Below are 20,144 nucleotides of genomic sequence, written 5' to 3'. Positions count from 1 at the left end.
TGGCAGGAAAGGATGGGCGCCGATTTGATGTTCGGCGCCCGCGGATGTTTCAGGCCGTGACCCGTCGTGGTCTGACGGCGAGCAGGCGCAGCGCATTCATGGTGACCAGCACGGTCGCGCCGGTATCGGCCAGGATTGCCGGCCAGAGTCCTGTGATGCCGATGATCGTGGTGACGAGGAACACCCCCTTCAGGCCGAGCGCGATGGTGATGTTCTGGCCGATGTTGCTCATGGTCCGCTTGGAGAGATCGATCATTTCGATAACGTCGCCGACGCGGCCGTGCAGCACGGCGGCATCCGCCGTCTCCAGCGCAACGTCGGTGCCGCCGCCCATGGCAATTCCGACATCGGCGGCTGCAAGCGCCGGCGCATCGTTGATGCCATCGCCGACCTTGGCGACGCGAAACCCCTGCTGTTTCAGGTCGCCGACGATCCGCTGCTTGTCTTCGGGCAGCAGTTGCGCCCGAACCTCGATGCTCAGCGTCTTGCCGATCGCCTGTGCGGTGAGCTGATTGTCGCCCGTCAGCATGATCGTCTTGATGCCCGCATCGGCCAGCGCCTTTAGGCCGGCCGCCGTATCGGCGCGCGGCTCGTCGCGCATGGCGAGCAGGCCGGCGGCGGTTCCCTTGGTAATGAGAACGGAGACGGTCTTCCCTTCGTTGTTGAGTGCTGCGATCCGGGCCGATTGTTCCGGGGTCAACGAAACCCTGTCCGCTGCCGCCAGCGGCGATCCGAGGAACACCTCGATGCCATCCACCATTCCGCTCACACCCTTGCCGCCGATCGCTTTCGCATCGATGACCCGAGGGATATCAGTTCCGGCTTCGGTTGCACGGTCGAGGATTGCGCGGGCAAGCGGATGGCTGGAGCCGGTTTCGAGCGCGGCTGCCAGCCGCAGCGCGTCCGAATCGCTCATGCCGAGGCCGATAATATCGGTGACCTTGGGCTTGCCTTCGGTCAGCGTCCCCGTCTTGTCGAAGGCAACGGCGGTGACCTTGCCGATATTTTCGAGCACGGCGCCGCCCTTCAGCAGCAGGCCGCGCCGAGCGCCGGAGGAGAGCGAAGCGGCAATCGCCGCCGGCGTCGAAATGACGAGAGCACAGGGGCAGCCGATCAGCAGGATCGCAAGGCCTTTGTAGACCCACTCGCCCCAGCTGCCGCCGAGGAACAGGGGAGGGACGATGGCGACGAGCGCGCCGACAACAACGACGCCGGGCGTGTAATAACGGGAGAAGCGATCGATGAAGCGCTCAGTCGGCGCCTTCGATTCCTGCGCCTCCTCGACCAGCTTGACGACGCGGGCGATGGTGTTGTCTGACGCGGCCGCAGTCACGCGGACGCGCAGCGCGGCATCGCCATTGACCGTACCGGCAAAGACGGTCGCATCCGTGCCCTTGCGCGCGGGCGTGCTTTCGCCTGTCACCGGCGCCTCGTCGATGGCGCTTTCGCCGGAGAGGATGAGGCCGTCGGCCGGAATGCGGTCGCCGGGGCGCACCAGGATGACGGCACCGACGGCAAGGCTCTCGGCCTGCACTTCGCGGGTCTTGCCATTTTCCTCGATGAGCGCGGTCTTGGGCACCAGATCCGTCAGGGATTGAATGCTGGCGCGTGCCTTGCCGGCCGCAACGCCTTCCAGCAGTTCACCGATCAGGAACAGGAAGACCACGGCTGCCGCCTCTTCGCTGGCGCCGATGATAACGGCGCCGATGGCTGCGATCGTCATCAGCATTTCGATCGAGAATGGCGTTCCCATTCTTGCGGCCATGAAGGCGCGCCTGGCAATCGGCAATAGGCCCACAAGCATGGCGGCGGTAAAGATCCAGGCATCGAGCGCGGGAACGAGCTTGCCGATGCCCCAGGCCGCCGCCACGGCGACGCCGGTCGCGACGGTTAGCCGCCCCTTGGCCGATTTCCACCAAGGGCCGGAGGTTGGGCCGTGATCGTGACCGTGAAGGCCGGCCGCATCCGCCTCTTCCGATGCGTGACCATGCTCTGCGTGATCGTGCTTATGGCCAGCTGTACCATGTTCGTAAGCGCCGTGGTCATGGTCGCGCGCCCGATGGTCGTGATCGTGGGCATCCGGCTTGTGATCGTGATGATCGTGGCCACAGCCGCAGGCATGATCATCCGCCGCCGCCTTGGGCGCGGGAACGTTGCTTTGCGGGAGCGGGAAAACCTTGTAGCCCAGGCCTGAGACGCGCTTTGCAATGCTTGGCAGCAGGTCGGGATCGCCCTGATGCCTGACGGTCATCGTGCCCGCCGTGACCGAAACGGAGACGTCCTCCACGCCCTGCAGGCGGCGAACGGCCGTGTCGATTTTCGCGGCGCAGGAAGCGCAATCCATGCCTTCCACGCGATAGCGGCTCTGTTGTGTTGTTGGCGTCATCTTCCGGTTCCGATTTTGCTGTCGGAACCATTGCTACATCCTCTAGCTACTAGAGGAACAAGAACCATTTTGCAGATTCTTGCGGGATGGCTGACGCTTAAGCCTATGCCGCCCGCAGGGCCTGCGGGCGGTGAACGCTGACACAGGGAAATTACAGCTTCAGCAGAACTTTGCCGGCCTTGCCGGGCGCCAGCGAAGACTTCACCGCCTGTGCGATTTCCGTGATGTCATAGGCGGCTTCCACCGGCAGCTTGACCTCACCGGACGCGACCCGCGCGATCAGCTCGCTGATAAGCCGCCGACGCTCGTCGGCCGACATGGCGGCGCTGACCTTGATGCCCCAGAAACCCTTGATCGTCAGCTGCTTGAAGATGACAGCCCTCGAGGCGATCTGCATCGGCTTGCCGGCCGCCGTGCCGAAGGACACCAGCAGCCCGTTTTCGCCCAGCAAGTCGGCGAGGTCATTGCTCGCAACGCCTCCCACTGAGTCCACCGCGGCGCGGATCGGCGCATCGCCGATCATGGCGCGCACTTTCGCCTTCCATTCAGAGGCAGCGGTCGACACGGCGTTTTCGATACCGAATGCCGACAGCTCGTCAATGCCGCCGTCGCGCCGAACAAGATTGATCATATGGATGCCGCGGCTGCGGGCCAGCATGGCGAGCGTCTTGCCGACCGCGCCGTTGGCGGCATTCTGGATGATCCAGTCTCCGCGCTCGACATTGAGGGATTCCAGAAGGGAGATGGCGCTGAACGGCATGGCGATCAGCTGTGCCGCGGCCTCGTCGGTAATGACGTCGGGCACGGGGACGAGACTGGCCGCCGGCGCCGTGAATTGTTCGGCCCAGGTGCCATGCACACCGGCGGCAACGACGCGCTTGCCGATCAGCGTCTTGTCGACGCCCGCTCCAACGGCATCGACGAAGCCGACCGCCTCGCTGCCGCCGATCGCCGGCAGTACAGGCTTATAGCCGTAAGCGCCGCGCACCGTCCAAAGGTCATGATTGTGGATCGGCGAAAGAATGGTGCGAATGCGCACGTCTCCCGCGGCCGGTTCCGGCAGCGGCATGTCGGCCAGATAAAGGACGTCTGCCGGGTCGCCGAAGACATCGTGGATGGCACTGCGCATTTTGTATTCCTTGCGTGTTGACATGCTGTTCCTGTGGTGGATCAAAGGCCGCCGGGTGCGGAAAGGGCTTGTTCCGTGGCAAACATGGCCTGGTCGAGCGGCGTCCTGTCTTTGCCGAGCTTCGCCAGGATCGCCGCCCCGAGCCAGAGACTATAGAGTGAACGGGCTGTTTTTTCCGGGATGCAGGATGGTGAAATGGAACCGTCCTCGCGTCCTTCTGTAATCGTCTTGGTGAGGCGGCGAAGGAGATCCTCGACGCCACCGAGCAGGATGACGCGCATATTGTCTGAGAGGTCGGAGATTTCAGCGGCAAGCTTTACCACAAGGCACCGGTCGGCAAGGCTTGCGCTGCCGCCATCGGAGAGCCAGGCATTCCAATAGTGCATCACGCGTTGGCGGCCATTGCCGTTCCAGCCGAAGAGTGCATCGAGGCGCTCCGCATAGTCAGAGCAATATTGCTTTAATAGCGCACAGCCGAAGGCTTCCTTCGATGCGAAATAATAATAGAACGACCCTTTCGGCACGGCGCTCTGCTCGAGCAGTTCTTTCAGGCCGACGCCTCCGAAACCCTTGCGCAGCACCAACTCCCGCCCGATCGCGAGGATATGGCTCCGAGTGAGCTCTGATTTCTTCTTTGTCACCATGAGCGGTGCGTAACAAATAATCGACCGGTCGTCTATAAACTCGATGTTATTTGACGTCAGATCAGCGCGAGCGTTGCAAGCGAGAGGATCAGGGCGGGGAGCATAACGATGGCGCCGATCCTCAGGAAGGCAAGCGCTCCCATGTGGAGCCCTTCGCGACGAAGGGCAGCGAGCCAGAGGATGGTGGCAAGCGAGCCGGTTACCGAAAGGTTGGGGCCAAGGTCGACGCCGATCAACACCGCGCCGGCAATGGAATCGGGAACATGGGCCGCCTGCACCGCGCTGCCGGCGAAAAGGCCGGCTGGCAGGTTGTTGACGAGATTGGAGATGAGCGCAACCGAAAAACCGGCGGCTCCGATCGCCTGCGTCTGGGATTGTGCGGCAAGCGATGCGAGCTTTTCGGATAGAAGCGCGGTCAGGCCGGTGTGATTGACCGCTTCGACGATCACGAAGAGGCCTGCCACCAGGGGCAAGACGCTCCAGCTTATGCCGCGTAACGTCTCGATCGGGCTTTGCCGTGTGAGCGCGAGAACGATGACCGTGGTGATGACGCCTGCGGCAAATGTCGGTATTCCGAGGTCGAAATTCATGGCCGACGCCGCGATCAGCACCAGAGCGGTGACCACAAGCCCCCATCCAGCCAGCCGGGCTGTGTGTGAAAGGGAAGGTTCCCCGACATCGCGTGCGATCGTGTCTTCGGCCAGCGCGCGCCTTTGTGTCCAATAGAGGCAGGCGAAGGTCACGATAATCGAGACGATCGACGGCAGCAGGAAGGTCTGCATCCATCGCGACAGAGGCGGCATTTCGCCGCCGGCAAAGATAACGAGGTTAGCCGGATTGGAGATCGGCAGCACGAAACTGGCGGCGTTGGCGATAAAAGCGCAGACCAGCAGGTAAGGCATGGGATCCTTCACCCGCGCCGCACGGCACGCGGCATAAACGGCCGGCGTGAGCACCACGGCCGTGGCATCGTTCGACAAAAAGACCGTGACGACGACGCCGACGCCATAGACGAGTACAAACAGCCTGCGGGGCGATCCCTTGGCATGCGAGGTGGCGATCGCGGCGACCCAGTCGAAAAGCCCTTCGCGCCGCGCCAGCTCCGACAGAAGCATCATGCCGATCAGGAACAGATAGACATCGACACCTTTGGATACACCCGCCCAAACGTCGGCCGGGCCGATCAGCCGGAAGGCGAGGAGAACCGCCGCGCCGAGAACCGCCCAGATCGCTTCAGGCCAGCGGAACGGGCGTGTGACGACACCGAGGGCCGTCAGGCCGGCAATGCTCCAGGTGATGGCGGATTCAGTCATTCGGCTCGTCTTGGATATCGAAAGGGAGCGGATATGTAGCACCACGGCGCCGGAGCGCAAACCCAATTTCAGCGCGGCTTCCCCGGAAGCCCGTCGGCCGGACGACGTCGTCAGAGGCTAAGCCTTTTTCGCTCCCGCCTCTTTCGCCGCAGTATCATGTGATTTGTCGGCGCGCTCGACGAGGACGGAACATTCCGCATGCCGGATGACATATTCGACGGTCGAGCCGAAGATGCGGTCGAGAATATCGGAAGTATGGGTTGCAAGTACGATGAGATCGGCCTTCTTCTCCTGCGCGACCGTCAGCAAGGTTCTCGATGCGGTGCCGGTGCGCACTTCTATCGACGCGGCAATGCCGAGCCGCCTGCAAAGTGCATCGAGCTTGTCTTCCGCTTCCTTGATGACGGACACAGCCCAATTGTCCGGGCTCTCGCTGCCTGAGGGGAAACGCTCGATCACATGAACCACGACCAGCTCCCCGCCCGGCGACAGAAGGGCATGGGAGGTGCGCAATAGACGTTCGGCGCGCTCGCGGGATCCCAATCCTATTGCGCAGATAATTTTCTCGTACATTCCACTCTCCCCAAGTCTGTGCCGAAGCGGTCTGTAAACTCTGTCTGCAACCGCGGCGGCCGTCACCGGCAGTATGACGCGTGCTCGTTGATTCGGCGATGATTGTTAGCCGAATGGGCCTTTTGGCCGCTGTCCGTGCTTTCAATCGCCGTCTGCTTCGCCATTTGCACAGATTTGATCCCGTCCCTCCCAGGAACGAAGAGCGCCTTCGAATTGCTGCGCTGCAAAAGGGCAAGACGGGTATTACCCGGTGTGCTGTTTTGATCAGACCTCAGAAATATCATTGGCTTCTGCGTCAATCTGCCATCGTTGGATAGGCGCCCTGCGACATCCTGCACGCTTTTGCGCAGTGCACAATTTGTTTTAGAACCATTTCGTGAACAACTTGCCGCGGGCTCAACCCTTCGGCGAGACGGCTTTCGCTATCCTTGTCGCTGACAAGAGGTGGAAAGCCAGTCATATTGGGGCTCCGATATCGTCGATTGCGGCAAGTGCGTTCTGGGTTCGACGAAGACCGAGGTGTCTGCGATGCAGACCTGTCGGTCATCACATGTCGGCGGACCCTCCTTGATGGCACAGATTGGAAAGGATGGGCTCACGTGACAGCTTCCTCCGCCACCGATGGAATGTTGGAAAGACGCAAGGCTGCAAATCCCGCTTCGGCGGGGAGCCCAGCCGCTGCCGGTGCCGCGGTTGCCCCAACGACCGAAAAGTGTCGTGGTCTCGGCTTGGCTTCGGTGTTGCAATGTCTGTCGTCGCTCGGCTGGATAGGGCAGGCGGCGATGCTCGCTATCGGCGTGGGTGCGATCAGCCAAGGCGGTAGGGTTGCCGATGTCGCGATCCCGGCAGCCGTCGTGGCCGGCATTGGCGTCCTGCGCGCTGGGTTGGATGCGGCCGGGGGGCGGCTGGCATTTCGGGCCGCGCGCCGCGAGTTGAGCCTTCGCCGCGCCGCCGCGACCAAGGCGCTTGCGTTGCATTCGCCCTTGGATAGCGGCAGGCCGGCATCCGGCATGGCGGCAAGCGTCTTGGGCGAGCAGGCCGAGTCGGTCGTTCCCTATCTCGCCCGGTTTCGCCCGGTCCGCATGAAGGCGAGCATCGTGCCGCTGGTAATGCTTGTCTGCATTTTGCCGATCTCGTGGCTCGCCGCCTTGATCCTGACGCTGTGCGCGCCACTCATCCCGATTTTCATGGCGCTGATCGGCTGGCGAGCCAAGGCTGCCAGCGAAAAGCAGCTTGCCGAAACCGGCGGCATCAATGCCTTCCTGCTCGACCGTCTGCGCGGCCTCGCGACCATCCGCGCGCTCGACGCCGTCGATGCCACGGCGCAGCGCCTGCGCGGTGACGCGGAGTCGCTGCGCATCCGGACCATGGCGGTATTGAGGATCGCATTCCTCTCTTCGGCGGTGCTCGAATTCTTCGCCGCGCTCGGCGTTGCCGCAACGGCCGTCTATGTCGGTTTCAGCCTGCTGGGCTCGATCGAGATCGGCACCTGGGAAGGCCGTCTTACGCTGACGCAGGGGCTCTTCATTCTCCTGCTTGCGCCGGCCTTTTTCGAACCGTTGCGCGAATTGTCTGCCGTCTGGCATGACCGCGCCAGCGGCGAAGCGGCACTTTCGGCCCTCAAGGAGTTGGCCTCGCCGCAACAAACGATCGTCGGTGGCGGAGATCGGCAGACGCCGACATCCACCGGCAATGCGTCGGTCGAGATCGAAGGCCTGGTCTTCCGGCATCGGCCGGAGCGGGAGGCTGCCATCGATCATTTCGATCTTTCGGTCGCGCCGGGAGAACACGTGGCGCTGTGGGGCGCAAGCGGTTCTGGCAAGACCACGCTTCTGTCGTTGATCGCTGGTCTCGCGCGGCAGGATGCCGGCGTGATCCGGATCGGAGGCATTCCGCTGCGCGACGAGACCGCGGATGCACTGCGCCGCCGCATGGCCTGGATCGGCCAGCAGCCGCACGTTTTTGCCGGCAGCGTGAAGCGCAATGTTGCGCTCGGACGCGCGGGCATCGATGCCGCAGCCGTCGCCGAGGCTCTCGAAGGCGTTGCTCTCGATCGCATCTTCACGCCGGAACGGGTGTCGGCGGTCGGCGAGGGAGGGCTTGGCCTTTCCGGTGGCGAAGCGCTGCGACTGGCGCTGGCACGCATGATGGTCGATGAGAGGGCCGATATCATCCTTGCCGACGAACCGACCGCGCATCTCGATGCACAAACGGCAGCCGCCGTGACGGATGCGCTGTTCGCTCTCGCCGAGGGGCGGGTCCTGATCGTGGCAACGCATGACCCGGCGCTTGCGGCGCGCATGCATCGCATTGTCCGGCTCGACGAGCAGGGACGGAAGGTGGCGGCATGATGCGTTCACTCAAAAGTCTGCTTCCGCTCATCGGCCTGTTCTGGCGCGAGCGTGGTGCGAGCCTGGCCCTTGGCGCCGCGCTCTCCGTGCTGGCGATGCTCGCCGGCGGCGGATTGCTGGGATTGTCCGGCTGGTTCATAACGGCGTCGGCCTTTGCGGGCTTGACCGTCGCAAGTGCCGTGATCTTCGACGTCTTCGCACCTTCGGCCGGCATACGCATGCTTGCAATCGGCCGCACGGCTGCCCGCTACGGCGAACGGCTCGTCACGCATGACGCGACGCTGAGGGTTCTCACGGCCCTGCGCGAACGGCTGTTTCGCGGCTGGGCAGAGCCGGGTGCCGCGGCAGCAATGATCCGCCGGCCGGCTAAGCTGCTGTTCCGGTTGACGAATGATGTCGATGCGCTCGACTCCCTCTACCTGCGCGTGCTTGTACCGGCTGCCGTCGCCGTCCTTGCCGCCGTCTCCGTGACGATCGCCCTCAGCTTCATCGATCCGTGGCTTGGGCTGATAGCGGGAGTCTGGCTCGTCGCGCTCTGTTTTGGTCTTTCGCTTGTTGCCGGACGTTTGGCGCTGAAGCCGGGCCGTCGTCGCGCCCATGCGATGGAGGCATTGCGTGCGCGGGCCATCGATCTTGTTGCCGGCCAGACCGATCTCGCAATGGTCGGGCAATTGCAGGCGCAGCGCGCTGCGATTGCCGAAGCCGACGCGCGGCTGGCCAGGGCGGATAATGATCTGAATCGCATCGACAGCGCCGTCGCAGCCGGCTTCTCGCTCGGCTCGACTGCGCTATTGACCGCCACGCTTTTGACCGTCGCCTTTCTTGCCAAGCAGGGGACGATCGGTGCGCCCGCGGCGGCTTTTGCGCTGCTCATTGCCTTTGCCGCGACCGAGCCGTTCGCGGCGATGAGGCGAGGAGCTCTCGAACTCGGGCGAACCTTGCTCGCCGCAAAGCGTATCGCACCGCGACTGAACCCGGTCACTGCGCCGCTGAAGCCTATCGAACCACAGGCAGGCTATGCATTCCAACTTGCCGGCGTCGTCGCCGGTCATAATGGCGCAGCCGTCTTGAAGGACGTCTCCTTGTCGCTGGCAGTCGGCGAGCGGCTGGCGATCATCGGGCAGAGCGGCGTCGGCAAAACGACGTTGCTGGCCCTGCTCGCCGGCGAAATCGCCGCCAGTGGTTCGGTGGCGAGCCTGCCGGGGGCGATGCTGACCCAACGCACGGAGCTGTTTCAGGACACGGTGCGGGGCAATCTGAAGCTCGCGGACCCTTGTGCCGGCGATAGCCACTTGCGCGGCGCGCTCGCAGCGGCCGGCTTGCTTGAGGATATCAAGGCGCTGCCGCACGGCCTTTCGACCTGTCTCGGCGAAGGCGGCGGCGGCTTGTCCGGCGGTCAGCTTCGCCGGCTGGCGCTCGCAAGGCTTCTGCTGCGCGATACCCCGCTCTGGCTGCTCGATGAGCCGACGGAAGGCCTCGATGCCGCGACAGCCCGCGCCGTACTTGCGCGGCTGGCCGCAGCCGCCGAAGGGCGGAGCCTCGTCATCGCCACGCATATTCGTCGTGAGGCCGCTTTGGCGGACCGCATCGTGCTTCTGGACGGCGGACGGATCGCCGCCAGCGCGCGGCGCGGCACACCGGAATTCGAAATGCTTCTCGACCGGCTGCGGCCGGATTGAGGGGTACCCAACATGCCCGCGGCGCGTCGAATGGCGTCGCATTCCTGTCAGACACACCGTAGGGGGTGGGAGAAAGACTATGGAACTAGATATCGTGGCGCTATCGCGCCTGCAGTTTGCCATGACGGCGCTGTATCACTTCTTATTTGTGCCGTTGACGCTCGGCCTTTCCGTGCTGCTTGCCATCATGGAAACGACCTATGTCATGACCGGCCGCCAGATCTGGCGGCAGATGACGAAATTCTGGGGGACGCTCTTCGGCATCAACTTCGTGCTCGGCGTCGCAACCGGCATCGTCATGGAGTTCCAGTTCGGCATGAACTGGAGCTATTACAGCTATTATGTCGGCGATATTTTCGGGGCGCCGCTGGCAATCGAAGGGTTGATGGCCTTCTTCCTCGAGGCGACCTTTGTCGGCCTGTTCTTCTTCGGCTGGGACAAGCTCTCCAAGGTCGGCCACCTGGTCGCCACCTGGGCGGTGGCGCTGGGATCGAACTTCTCGGCGCTGTGGATCCTGATCGCCAATGGCTGGATGCAGAACCCGGCAGGCTCGGCGCTCAACCCGCAGACCATGCGCATGGAGATCGTCAGCTTCTTCGATGTTCTCTTCAATCCCGTGGCGCAGGCGAAGTTCGTCCATACTGTCTCGGCCGGCTACGTCTGTGCCTCGGTCTTTGTGCTCGGTGTTTCGGCCTGGTATCTCATCAATGGCCGCAGCGTCGAGCTCGCAAAACGCTCGATGACGGTTGCCGCGTCTTTCGGTCTCGCTTCCGCGCTGTCGGTCGTCGTGCTGGGTGACGAGAGCGGCTACCTGACGACCGAGCATCAGAAGATGAAGCTCGCGGCGATCGAGGCCATGTGGAAGACCGAGCCGGCGCCGGCCGCCTTCACCGCCTTCGGCTTTCCGGATCAGGAGGCGCGCGAAACCCACTATGCCATCCATATCCCCTGGGCCATGGGCCTGATCGGCACGCGGTCGCTGACGACGGAAATCGCCGGCATCGACAAGCTCGAGGAACAGGCAAAGGACCATATTCGCCAGGGTATCAAGGCTTATGACGCGCTGACGAAGATCCGCGCGGCCAAGCCGGCGACGCCGGGCGGGGCTTCGCAGGACGTCGCCACTGCCCGCACCTCCTTCGAGGATATCGGCCACGAACTCGGCTATGCGCTGCTTTTGAAGCGTTATGTCGATGATCCGCGCCAGGCGACGGAAGAGCAGATCGCCCAGGCCGCCCGCGATACCATCCCGCATGTGCCGACGCTCTTCTGGTCTTTCCGCATCATGGTCGGCCTCGGCATGTTCTTCATCCTGCTGATGACCGTGTTCTTCTGGCTCTCGGCGCGGCGGAAACTCGATCGATATCCAACCCTGCTGCGGATCGCGGTCTTTGCCATACCGTTGCCATGGGTCGCGATCGAGCTTGGCTGGGTGGTCGCTGAATTCGGCCGCCAGCCATGGATCATCGAAGGCGTGCTGCCGACGGCCGCGGCCGTCTCCAATCTCGGCGCCGGCACGGTGCTCCTGACCATCCTCGGCTTTGCCGCGCTTTATACCGTGCTCATCGTCATCGAGATGACCTTGATGATCAAGGCGATCCGCAAAGGCCCCGAACCGGATGACGTGCCGGAGGCCAAGCTGATTTCCGAAAACCTCGTTCCGGCTGCGGAGTGACCTGCCATGATCCTGCATGAATTGATCGACTACGAAACCCTGCGCATCATCTGGTGGCTGCTTCTCGGCGTGCTGCTCATCGGCTTTGCCGTGACCGACGGTTTCGACCTCGGTGTCGGCACACTCCTTCCCTTCGTCGCCAGGACGGATACGGAACGGCGCATTGCCATCAATTCGATCGGCCCGACCTGGGAAGGCAATCAGGTCTGGCTGATCCTGGGGGGCGGCGCGATCTTCGCCGCCTGGCCGCCGCTTTATGCCGTTTCCTTCTCCGGCTTCTACCTCGCCATGTTCGCCATCCTGTTTGCCTTGATCCTGCGGCCGGTCGCCTTCAAATATCGATCGAAGCGGGACGGTGCCGGCTGGAAAGCCGGTTGGGATTGGGCCTTGTTCATCGGCGGCTTCGTGCCCTCGCTGATCTTCGGCGTCGCCGTCGGCAATGTGCTGCAGGGCGTGCCATTCCGCTTCGATAACGATATGCGCATCTTCTACGAAGGCTCCTTCTTCGCGCTTCTAAACCCCTATGCTCTCCTTTGCGGCCTTTTGTCGGTCGCCATGCTCGTCATGCATGGCGCAGCCTGGCTGCAGGTGAAGACGGATGGCACGGTTGCCGAACGCGCTCGCCGCTATGGCACTTTGGCGGCCCTGGCCGTCATCGTGCTCTTTGCTCTTGGTGGCCTGTTCCTGTGGATGGGCATCGACGGCTATCACATTGCAAGTGCTGTCGATCCCCAAGGGCCGTCCAATCCGTTGTTGAAGACGGTCGAGCATAGTGCGGGAGCATGGCTTGCTAATTACAATGCGCATCCGTGGATGATGATCGCCCCGGTCCTTGGCTTCGTCGGTGCGGCGGCAGCTTTGCTTGCAATGCTCGGCCGGCGTGAAGTCACCGTGCTGCTCTTCAGCAAGCTTGCCATCTTCGGCATCATCTCGACCGTGGGACTGTCGATGTTTCCCTTCCTCTTGCCGTCCTCGCTCGATCCGCGCTCCAGCCTGACGGTTTGGGACTCGTCATCCAGTCATCTGACGCTGTTCATTATGCTTGTCGTCACCATCATCTTCCTGCCGATGATCCTGGCTTACACCGCCTGGGTCTATCGGGTGCTGTGGGGCAAGGTCGACGAGAAGGCGGTCAACGACAAGAGCGGTCACGCCTACTGATCCTGAAGGAGATTTTGCATGTGGTACTTTGCCTGGCTTCTCGGCTTTCCCCTCGCCGCAGCTTTCGCGGTTCTCAACGCCATGTGGTACGAACTCATGGATGATCAAGCGAAGGCGAAAGCGGCCCGCGCTCAAGAGACGTGAGCTACACGACCCCTGTCTAAAAGGCGTCCTGTCAGATGATTGGCATGCCGGCTGGGGCCGGCGTGCCGTTATCGTGCGAATGGTTTTCTTCCACCGCCATGCAGTCAATCGGAAATGCCGTGGCATATGACAGTGCCGGAGACTTAAATCCGAGCCGATAGTTCCATTTGATATGAATTGTATGCAATGATATGCAGTCAATAATGGTCCGATCGCGATTGCGGACCGATTCCGGCGCGGAGCATGAAATGAAAAACTGGCATCCCGATCTCAGTCGCTCCTCCAGTCCCCGCTACATCGCCATCGCCGACCTGATCGAAATGGACTTGCGCAGCGGCGTTCTCGCCGCCGGCGACAGGTTGCCGCCGCAGCGCGTGCTTGCCAAGCGCCTCAACATCGATTTCACGACCGTGGCGCGGGGCTATGTCGAGGCCCAAAAACGCGGTCTTGTGGATTCCCATGTCGGACGCGGGACTTTCGTGACCGGAAGACAGGAGCGGGAGCGCGGCTCGATCCTCGATGCCGCTTCGGATCCGCGCCGCGCCGCGGCGATCGACTTGTCGATGAACCTGCCACCGGAGCCGAGCGACCCGGATCTCGTCGCCCGCATGCGGGAAGGGCTGTCCGTGGTCGCGGCCGATCTCATTCCGCTGTTGCGCTATCAAGGCTTCGGTGGTTCGGGCATGGACAAGGAAGCCGCTGCCGTCTGGCTTGGCCGGCGTGGGCTGACCCCATCCCAGGATCGCATCTTCGTGACGCCCGGCGCTCATCCAGCCTTGCTGGCGATCTTCGGTCTGTTGGCCAAGCCTGGGGAAACCGTGCTTTCGGAAAATATCACCTATCCCGGCATGCGCTCGATCGCGGCCCAACTCCGGCTTAATCTCGTCGGGCTGCCGATGGACGAGGAAGGCATTTTGCCGGATGCTTTTGCCGAGCATTGCCAGCGCCGCCAACCGAAAGCGCTCTATCTCAATCCCACCCTGCAGAACCCGACGACGCTGACCATTCCGCTCAAGCGTCGCGAGGCGATTGCCGCCGTCGCTCGCAGATATCGCGTACCGATCATCGAGGACGATGCCTATGGCTTCATTCCGCTGGACGCACCGCCGCCAATGGCTGCGGTTGCGCCGGATATGACCTGGCATATCGGGGGATTGGCGAAGTGCATCGGTGCCGGGCTTCGCCTTGCCTTCGTCGTGGCGCCGGACACCAAGTCGATATGGCCCTTCGCAAGCGCAATGCGGAGCAGCAATGTCATGGCGTCGCCGCTCAATATGGCGCTTGCCACACGCTGGATCGAGGACGGCACCGCCGATGGCATTCTACGCTTCATTCGCACGGAGGCGGCCGCCCGCCAGAAGATGGTGACGGACATATTGCCTTCCAAGAGTTATCGCGCCGATCCCATCAGCTTCAATATCTGGCTGCCCTTGGGCAACGGCTGGACGCGCGCCACTTTTGCCAGCCACATGCGCAATGCGGGCATCGGCGTTGTCGCAAGCGATGCCTTCACGGTGGAGGGCATCGCGCCCGAAGCCGCGCGTGTTTCCCTCGGTGGCCCGATCGGCCGTGAGGCCTTGAAGGGCGCGCTGGACTTCATGGCGCATGCGCTGGAGGGGCCGCCGGAAATGGCGGCGTCGTTCTTCTAGAGCGTGATGCCGAAAAGTGCAGGCAGTTTTCGGACGACATCACGCTCTATTTCTTTGATTCTAGAGCGGATTCAGATTTTAGGTCGAACGGACCTAAAATCATCCGGCTCTAAAACCTGCAGTTTCGCTACCGATCGCGCGTCTGGCTCGGTGATGTTTTCGCCGGTGATCTACTGCGTCACTCTGACGAATGGACTCTTTGTCTGCATTCATTGTAACTATATTGAATGCATGCAATGCGCGACATTGATCGCGCTAGCAAAGAACGCTGTTTCAGGAGTGATGCCCGCCATGGAAACTGAATATCCGCCGCTGAACCCGGTTCAGACCGGCCTTCGTTGCCGTTGCCCTCGTTGCGGACAAGGGCGTTTGTTCGATGGATTTTTGACGCTGCGCAAACAATGCGAGGCCTGCGGCCTCGACTATTCCTTTGCCGATCCTGCCGATGGGCCGGCTTTCTTCGTCATCTGTTTCGCCTGCATTCCGAGCGTGCTTCTCGGCGTGTGGTTGGAGGTTGCCTTCTCGGCGCCGATCTGGGTCCAGTTCCTGGTAACCGGGCCATTCATGCTGGCGACCTGCATTCCGCCGCTACGGCCGCTGAAGGGATGGCTGGTTGCCAGCCAGTATTTCTACAAGGCTGAGGAGGGCAAGCTCGTTCGTTTGCCGGAGACGGATATGTCGCACGGGGCGAACTGAGCGCCGGCACCACCTCCCAAGCCGGGGCAGCCCATCGTTTGACGTGAAGATTATCGCCTTGGTCGCTCTGGCGGGCCGGGTTTTGCACAACCGCCCGCGGGGGTATTGTTTACTCACTTGTCCCCTTGACGGATATCCTACAAGTTCATAGGATCATTGCCGATCTCTATGGGAGCCCGTTCTATGGTCGGCAAAGTGATGCAGCCTTTGACGCGCGCGCCATTGCTGCATGTCTCCGTGCAGGAAAGCTTGCGCAGTTACATCGCGGACAACGGTCTTCAGGCCGGCACCATGCTGCCGGCGGAAGGTGAGCTTGCGGTGCAATTGGGCGTCAGCCGCAACTCCCTTCGTGAAGGCATCAAGGCGCTGGAATCTCTCGGTGTGCTGGAGACGCGCCGCGGCATAGGCATTTTCGTCAAAGCCTTTTCCTTTGCGCCGCTGCTCGACAATCTCGCCTACGGGCTCGGCGATGCGCTTCGGCATATGGAGGAGGTGCTGGAAATCCGCCGCACACTCGAAGTCGGCCTGATCGGCAAGACGCTGGAGATGATCGGGGCTGAGGATCTGGCCGAGCTGCGCGCCACCACCGACCGCATGCGTGCTCACGCCGAGCGTGGCGAGCCCTTTGCAGAGGACGACCAGCTTTTTCACCGGCTGCTGTTTCGCTGCCAGGGCAACGAGACATTCGTTCGCCTGATCGATGTGTTCTGGCTCGCCTTCTATAAGGCTTCCCGCTTTTTCGATCTGGAGAATGTCGATCCCGTGGCCACCTGGCGGGACCACGAGGCCATCGTCGACGCGCTGGAATCCAGAAATCTCAAGAAGGTGCGCATGCGCCTCGACCGTCACTACGAGGGAATTTCACAGGTGATCGCCAACAACAAGAAAGAATAGCGACCGCAAACAAGGGAGGAGAATCACAATGAGGAAAGCTTTTCATCTGCCGGTAATCGCGTTGGGAGCGTTGATGTCGGCCACTGTTTTGAGCGGTATGGCTGCTCCTGCCGCCGCCGCAACCATGTCGGGCGGTTTCGATGTCGGTCCCGGCGGTTTTCAGGGCAACTTCAATCCCCTGGCGGCAACCGCCGGTCTCACCTGGCTCAGTAATTATTTCGAACCGTTGGTCAGTTACGACGAAAAGCTGCAGAAGATCGTCGGCGTGCTTGCTTCCTCCTATGAGGTGAGCCCGGATCAATTGACCTATTCGTTCAAGCTTGCCGACACCAAGTGGCACGATGGCAAGGCGTTCACGGCCAAGGACGCCAAGTTCACCATCGACCTTGCCGCCAATTCCAAGACCGGTTCGGTCTTTGCCGCCCGGTTTAAACTCCTGTCATCGGTCGAGACGCCCGACGATCATACACTCGTCGTCAAGCTTTCGGCGCCGTCCGCGAGCCTCTTGGATACCCTGGCCAAGATCATGGTGCTGCCCGAGCATCTGCTTGCCGCCGTGCCGGCCGATCAGCTCGCGAAGAGCACCTGGTGGTCGACATCGCCGATCGGGACAGGTCCGTTCAAGTTCGTCAAATATGTGCAGGATCAGTATGTCGAACTCACCGCCAACCCGGATTATCGCGGCGGCAAACCCGTTCTCGATCGGCTGATCAACCGCTATTTCGCCAATCCCGCCGCCGCGATCTCGGCGCTGCGGGCAGGCGAGATCCAGTTCACCTATGTCGATTCCAACGATGTGCCGACCTTCAAGGGCGACAAGTCCTTCCGGGTCATCGAGGGCGATTCCTTCGTCGTCAACTATCTGGGTTTCAACCAGGATTCGCCACTGTGGAAGGATCTCCGCGTCCGTCAGGCCGTCATGCACGCCATCAATCGCGATGCCATCATCAAGAGCCTTTATGGCGGAGCGGCAAAACCGGCCAACTGCGCCTATGTCGCCGATCAGCTGGTTCCGGATGGCGTCGAAGCCTATCCCTACGATCCGGCCAAGGCCAAGCAATTGCTCGACGAAGCCGGCTGGGACAAGATCAACGGCGGCAAGCCGATCGCCTTGCTGACCTATTACAACACGCCGCTTGCGACGAACGTGTTGGCGGCGGTGCAGGCCATGCTGGCGCAGGTCGGCATCAATGTCGTGCCGCGCGCCGTCGATGCGCCGACCTATAACGGCATCGTGCTCAATCCCAATGCCGATACATCGCAGTTCCAGCTCGTCTATGCCGGCCTGCAGAACGGGCCTGATCCAAGCAACATCAATACCGGGCTCAATGAAAAGCAGATCCCGCCGGCAGGCGCCAATGTGGTGCGCGCGCGCATGCCCGATCTGACCAAGGCGCTCGATGCCGCCATTGCCGAGACGGATGCCGGCAAGCGCGACCAGCGCTACCAGGATGTCTGCAAGGTCATGAACAAGGACCTGCCCTGGGCGACCATGTGGGTGGCGAACCGCTATGGCGTGGTTTCGTCCAAGGTGAAGGATTTCGTCTGGACGCCGGCGCCCGGCGGCGGGCCCTACATCGCGCACCCGGAAGCGTGGAAGCTCGTAAACTAGGTTTTCGGCCGGTCGTAGCGCGGCTGGCGCCTCCTCGAAACATAGGCTCGATATGCTTCACTATGGTCTCAGGCGTCTTGTGATCGGCATCGGCATGCTCGTCGCCTTGAGCATGCTGGTCTTCGTCCTGTTGCGGCTGACGCCGGGCGATCCGATCGATGCCTATATCGATCCGAGCACGCCCTTGTCTCCCGCCGCAATGGCCGACCTGCGCGAGCGCCTCGGACTGGATCGACCGCTGTCGCTGCAATATATCGGCTGGCTGCAACAGGCACTGCAGGGCAATCTCGGCTATTCCGTCAAGCGGCTGGATCAACCGGTCTCGACGCTGGTGCTGTCACGCATCGGACCGACGGTGCTGCTGATGGGCTCGGCCTTGATCATAGCGATCATCGCCGGCATTGCCGCAGGCGTCGTCGGCGCCGTCAGGCGCAATTCGCTGACGGATCTCTCGCTTTCCGTCCTGGCATTGGCCGGCATATCGAGCCCGGCTTTTCTGAGCGCGCTCGTCGGCCTCTATATCTTCGCCGTGCGTCTCGGCTGGCTGCCCTCGGGCGGCATGCTGACGCCCGGCGAGGATTTTTCCGTCGGCGACTTGCTTCGGCATCTCATCCTGCCGGCTGCACTTCTGGCGATCGCCCAAGCCGCGCTCATCATGCGCTACATGCGGGCGTCGCTGCTGGAAGTCCTCAATCAGGACTATGTGCGCACGGCGCGTGCCAAGGGGGTGTTCGAATTCTGGGTGATCGTCAAGCACGCCCTGCGCAATGCGCTGCTGCCCGTCGTAACCGTCATTGGCTCGACCATCGGCCTTGCGATCGGTGGCGCGATCTTCGTCGAAAGCGTCTTCAACTGGCCGGGCATGGGCCTGCTGCTGGTCGATGCCGTCACGTCCCGCGACTATCCGGTCATCATGGGAGCGACGCTTGTCATCGGCGCCTGCGTCATCCTCGTCAACCTGCTGACCGATATCGCCTATGCGGTGATCGATCCGCGCATCAAGGTTGGCTGAGATGCTGGCGCGAACCGAACGACCAAGCCATGGCCCGCTGGCCCGCGCGCTCGACCGTTTCCGGCTGAACGGGGCCGCCTTGTTCGGCGTCTGCATCGCCATGCCCATGCTGCTGCTGATCGCCACCTATCCGCTATGGTGGCGGTTCCAGCCCAACGACATCGATCTCCTGGCCATGAATGCACCACCCAATGCAACCCATTGGTTCGGAACGGATGGCGTTGGGCGCGACGTCTTTGCCAGAGTGCTCGAAGGCGGACGCATATCGCTGATGGTCGCGGCAGGTTCCACTGCCATTTCGGCTGTTATCGGCTTCCTGTTCGGCTTCGTTTCGGCTTTTGCCGGGCGCTGGGCGGATGCGCTCAGCATGCGCTTCGTCGATCTGGTCATGACCTTGCCGCCGGTGATCTTCCTGCTGGTGCTGGCCTCCATCACCGGTACGGGCATTTTGCCGACGATAGCAGTCATATCGCTGCTGTCCTGGCCGCTGCTTGCCCGCATGGTGCGCTCAAGGCTGCTGGAACTGCGCGAGCGTGACTTCGTGACGGCGGCGCGTGGCATGGGCGCTGGGCTGCCGCACCTGCTGCTGCGTCACGGCATGCCGAACTGCATCGATATTCTGGTGGTTTACGCCACGACGCAGGTGGCGAACGCCATCCTTTTGGAAGCCGGACTTTCCTTTCTCGGGCTCGGCATTGCGCCGCCCGCGGCGAGCTGGGGCAACATGCTGAACGCGGCCCGCTCCACCGCCGTTCTCGAACAATATCCCTGGCAATGGCTGTTTCCCGGCGCCGCACTGGTTCTTGCCGTCCTTGCCATCAATTTCATCGGCGACGGATTGAGGGATGCCTTCGATCCGCGCGCCGAACTTCATTGAACCCAGGAAAGAAAGAGAAAATGAGCAAATTCAAGGGCGTGGTGCCTCCCGTCGTAACGCCGCTGAACGGCGATTTCACCGTGGATTACGCATCCTATACGCGGGTGCTGGAACATCTGATCGATGGCGGTTGCCACGGCGTCTTCGTGCTGGGCTCCACCAGCGAAGTCGTCTTCTATGACGAAAAGACGCGGCGCGAGATCATCGAACATTCCGCCAAGGTCGTGAACGGCCGGGTGCCGCTGCTGGTCGGTGTCATAGACCCCGCGACCGACCGCGTCGTCGCCCATTCGAAAATCGCAAAAGAGGCCGGGGCTGATGCCGTCGTCGTTACCGCTCCCTTCTACAC

At 62.2% G+C, this 20,144-nt stretch carries 17 protein-coding genes; 12 read left to right on the top strand and 5 right to left on the bottom strand.

Annotated features, from left to right (window positions below; all coding sequences use genetic code 11):
- Positions 1–49 precede the first annotated feature (49 nt).
- The 5 genes from ACPYOP_RS23875 to ACPYOP_RS23855 form a co-directional block, all read right to left on the bottom strand.
- Entirely contained in the window at positions 50–2,386 is a 2,337-nt protein-coding gene (locus ACPYOP_RS23875) for a heavy metal translocating P-type ATPase (RefSeq protein ID WP_481412756.1), read from the bottom strand.
- A gap of 151 nt (positions 2,387–2,537) precedes the next feature.
- On the bottom strand, positions 2,538–3,515 hold the full coding sequence (locus tag ACPYOP_RS23870; protein WP_481412755.1) for a zinc-binding dehydrogenase: 978 nt from the start codon (positions 3,513–3,515) through the stop codon (positions 2,538–2,540).
- 41 nt (positions 3,516–3,556) lie between these two features.
- On the bottom strand, positions 3,557–4,159 hold the full coding sequence (locus ACPYOP_RS23865) for a TetR/AcrR family transcriptional regulator (RefSeq protein WP_481412754.1): 603 nt from the start codon (positions 4,157–4,159) through the stop codon (positions 3,557–3,559).
- Between the two features lie 56 nt (positions 4,160–4,215).
- Positions 4,216–5,472: an arsenic transporter gene (locus tag ACPYOP_RS23860; protein WP_481412753.1), complete on the bottom strand. Its 1,257-nt coding sequence runs from the start codon at positions 5,470–5,472 to the stop codon at positions 4,216–4,218.
- Between the two features lie 117 nt (positions 5,473–5,589).
- Positions 5,590–6,045 carry a universal stress protein gene (locus tag ACPYOP_RS23855; protein WP_481412752.1) on the bottom strand — a complete coding sequence of 152 codons (456 nt, stop codon included), beginning with the start codon at positions 6,043–6,045 and terminating at the stop codon, positions 5,590–5,592.
- A gap of 626 nt (positions 6,046–6,671) precedes the next feature.
- Between ACPYOP_RS23855 and cydD the strand changes: the two genes are divergently transcribed.
- The 12 genes from cydD to ACPYOP_RS23795 form a co-directional block, all read left to right on the top strand.
- Positions 6,672–8,396 carry a thiol reductant ABC exporter subunit CydD gene (gene cydD, locus ACPYOP_RS23850; protein WP_481412793.1) on the top strand — a complete coding sequence of 575 codons (1,725 nt, stop codon included), beginning with the start codon at positions 6,672–6,674 and terminating at the stop codon, positions 8,394–8,396.
- Positions 8,393–10,075 (top strand): thiol reductant ABC exporter subunit CydC, encoded by a 1,683-nt coding sequence (gene cydC, locus ACPYOP_RS23845; protein ID WP_481412751.1) that lies wholly within the window; start codon positions 8,393–8,395, stop codon positions 10,073–10,075. The genes cydD and cydC overlap by 4 nt, the downstream gene beginning before the upstream one ends.
- A gap of 79 nt (positions 10,076–10,154) precedes the next feature.
- Positions 10,155–11,750: a cytochrome ubiquinol oxidase subunit I gene (locus ACPYOP_RS23840; protein ID WP_481412750.1), complete on the top strand. Its 1,596-nt coding sequence runs from the start codon at positions 10,155–10,157 to the stop codon at positions 11,748–11,750.
- A gap of 6 nt (positions 11,751–11,756) precedes the next feature.
- Positions 11,757–12,911 carry a cytochrome d ubiquinol oxidase subunit II gene (gene cydB / locus ACPYOP_RS23835; protein WP_481412749.1) on the top strand — a complete coding sequence of 385 codons (1,155 nt, stop codon included), beginning with the start codon at positions 11,757–11,759 and terminating at the stop codon, positions 12,909–12,911.
- A gap of 18 nt (positions 12,912–12,929) precedes the next feature.
- Positions 12,930–13,055 (top strand): cytochrome bd-I oxidase subunit CydX, encoded by a 126-nt coding sequence (gene cydX / locus ACPYOP_RS23830; protein ID WP_481412748.1) that lies wholly within the window; start codon positions 12,930–12,932, stop codon positions 13,053–13,055.
- A gap of 248 nt (positions 13,056–13,303) precedes the next feature.
- Positions 13,304–14,704, top strand: coding sequence for an aminotransferase-like domain-containing protein (locus ACPYOP_RS23825; RefSeq protein WP_481412747.1), 1,401 nt, complete (start codon positions 13,304–13,306; stop codon positions 14,702–14,704).
- Positions 14,705–14,995: 291 nt separating this feature from the next.
- Positions 14,996–15,400 carry a DUF983 domain-containing protein gene (locus ACPYOP_RS23820; protein WP_481412746.1) on the top strand — a complete coding sequence of 135 codons (405 nt, stop codon included), beginning with the start codon at positions 14,996–14,998 and terminating at the stop codon, positions 15,398–15,400.
- Positions 15,401–15,583: 183 nt separating this feature from the next.
- The gene (locus tag ACPYOP_RS23815) at positions 15,584–16,294 is read left to right on the top strand and encodes a FadR/GntR family transcriptional regulator (protein WP_481412745.1); all 711 of its coding nucleotides are present in this window, start codon (positions 15,584–15,586) and stop codon (positions 16,292–16,294) included.
- A gap of 28 nt (positions 16,295–16,322) precedes the next feature.
- Positions 16,323–17,906: an ABC transporter substrate-binding protein gene (locus tag ACPYOP_RS23810; protein WP_481412744.1), complete on the top strand. Its 1,584-nt coding sequence runs from the start codon at positions 16,323–16,325 to the stop codon at positions 17,904–17,906.
- 52 nt (positions 17,907–17,958) lie between these two features.
- Positions 17,959–18,918, top strand: coding sequence for an ABC transporter permease (locus ACPYOP_RS23805; RefSeq protein WP_481412743.1), 960 nt, complete (start codon positions 17,959–17,961; stop codon positions 18,916–18,918).
- Position 18,919: 1 nt separating this feature from the next.
- The gene (locus ACPYOP_RS23800; RefSeq protein WP_481412742.1) at positions 18,920–19,795 is read left to right on the top strand and encodes an ABC transporter permease; all 876 of its coding nucleotides are present in this window, start codon (positions 18,920–18,922) and stop codon (positions 19,793–19,795) included.
- A 20-nt stretch (positions 19,796–19,815) separates the two neighbouring features.
- On the top strand, positions 19,816–20,144 hold a 329-nt coding region (locus ACPYOP_RS23795), incomplete at its 3' end, for a dihydrodipicolinate synthase family protein (protein ID WP_481412741.1).

The organism is Rhizobium sp. KNZ2-6A (assembly GCF_056755475.1).
The sequence above is the reverse complement of the archived record's forward strand: the minus strand, read 5'-3'. Positions and strand labels throughout refer to the sequence as shown.

What these genes read in the sequence shown, in the direction of transcription:
- ACPYOP_RS23875 (WP_481412756.1), bottom strand. Translation starts at nt 2,386, where the DNA reads ATGACGCCAACAACACAACAGAGCCGCTATCGCGTGGAAGGCATGGAT.
- ACPYOP_RS23870 (WP_481412755.1), bottom strand. Translation starts at nt 3,515, where the DNA reads ATGCGCAGTGCCATCCACGATGTCTTCGGCGACCCGGCAGACGTCCTT.
- ACPYOP_RS23865 (WP_481412754.1), bottom strand. Translation starts at nt 4,159, where the DNA reads ATGGTGACAAAGAAGAAATCAGAGCTCACTCGGAGCCATATCCTCGCG.
- ACPYOP_RS23860 (WP_481412753.1), bottom strand. Translation starts at nt 5,472, where the DNA reads ATGACTGAATCCGCCATCACCTGGAGCATTGCCGGCCTGACGGCCCTC.
- ACPYOP_RS23855 (WP_481412752.1), bottom strand. Translation starts at nt 6,045, where the DNA reads ATGTACGAGAAAATTATCTGCGCAATAGGATTGGGATCCCGCGAGCGC.
- cydD (WP_481412793.1), top strand. Translation starts at nt 6,672, where the DNA reads ATGTTGGAAAGACGCAAGGCTGCAAATCCCGCTTCGGCGGGGAGCCCA.
- cydC (WP_481412751.1), top strand. Translation starts at nt 8,393, where the DNA reads ATGATGCGTTCACTCAAAAGTCTGCTTCCGCTCATCGGCCTGTTCTGG.
- ACPYOP_RS23840 (WP_481412750.1), top strand. Translation starts at nt 10,155, where the DNA reads ATGGAACTAGATATCGTGGCGCTATCGCGCCTGCAGTTTGCCATGACG.
- cydB (WP_481412749.1), top strand. Translation starts at nt 11,757, where the DNA reads ATGATCCTGCATGAATTGATCGACTACGAAACCCTGCGCATCATCTGG.
- cydX (WP_481412748.1), top strand. Translation starts at nt 12,930, where the DNA reads ATGTGGTACTTTGCCTGGCTTCTCGGCTTTCCCCTCGCCGCAGCTTTC.
- ACPYOP_RS23825 (WP_481412747.1), top strand. Translation starts at nt 13,304, where the DNA reads ATGAAAAACTGGCATCCCGATCTCAGTCGCTCCTCCAGTCCCCGCTAC.
- ACPYOP_RS23820 (WP_481412746.1), top strand. Translation starts at nt 14,996, where the DNA reads ATGGAAACTGAATATCCGCCGCTGAACCCGGTTCAGACCGGCCTTCGT.
- ACPYOP_RS23815 (WP_481412745.1), top strand. Translation starts at nt 15,584, where the DNA reads ATGGTCGGCAAAGTGATGCAGCCTTTGACGCGCGCGCCATTGCTGCAT.
- ACPYOP_RS23810 (WP_481412744.1), top strand. Translation starts at nt 16,323, where the DNA reads ATGAGGAAAGCTTTTCATCTGCCGGTAATCGCGTTGGGAGCGTTGATG.
- ACPYOP_RS23805 (WP_481412743.1), top strand. Translation starts at nt 17,959, where the DNA reads ATGCTTCACTATGGTCTCAGGCGTCTTGTGATCGGCATCGGCATGCTC.
- ACPYOP_RS23800 (WP_481412742.1), top strand. Translation starts at nt 18,920, where the DNA reads ATGCTGGCGCGAACCGAACGACCAAGCCATGGCCCGCTGGCCCGCGCG.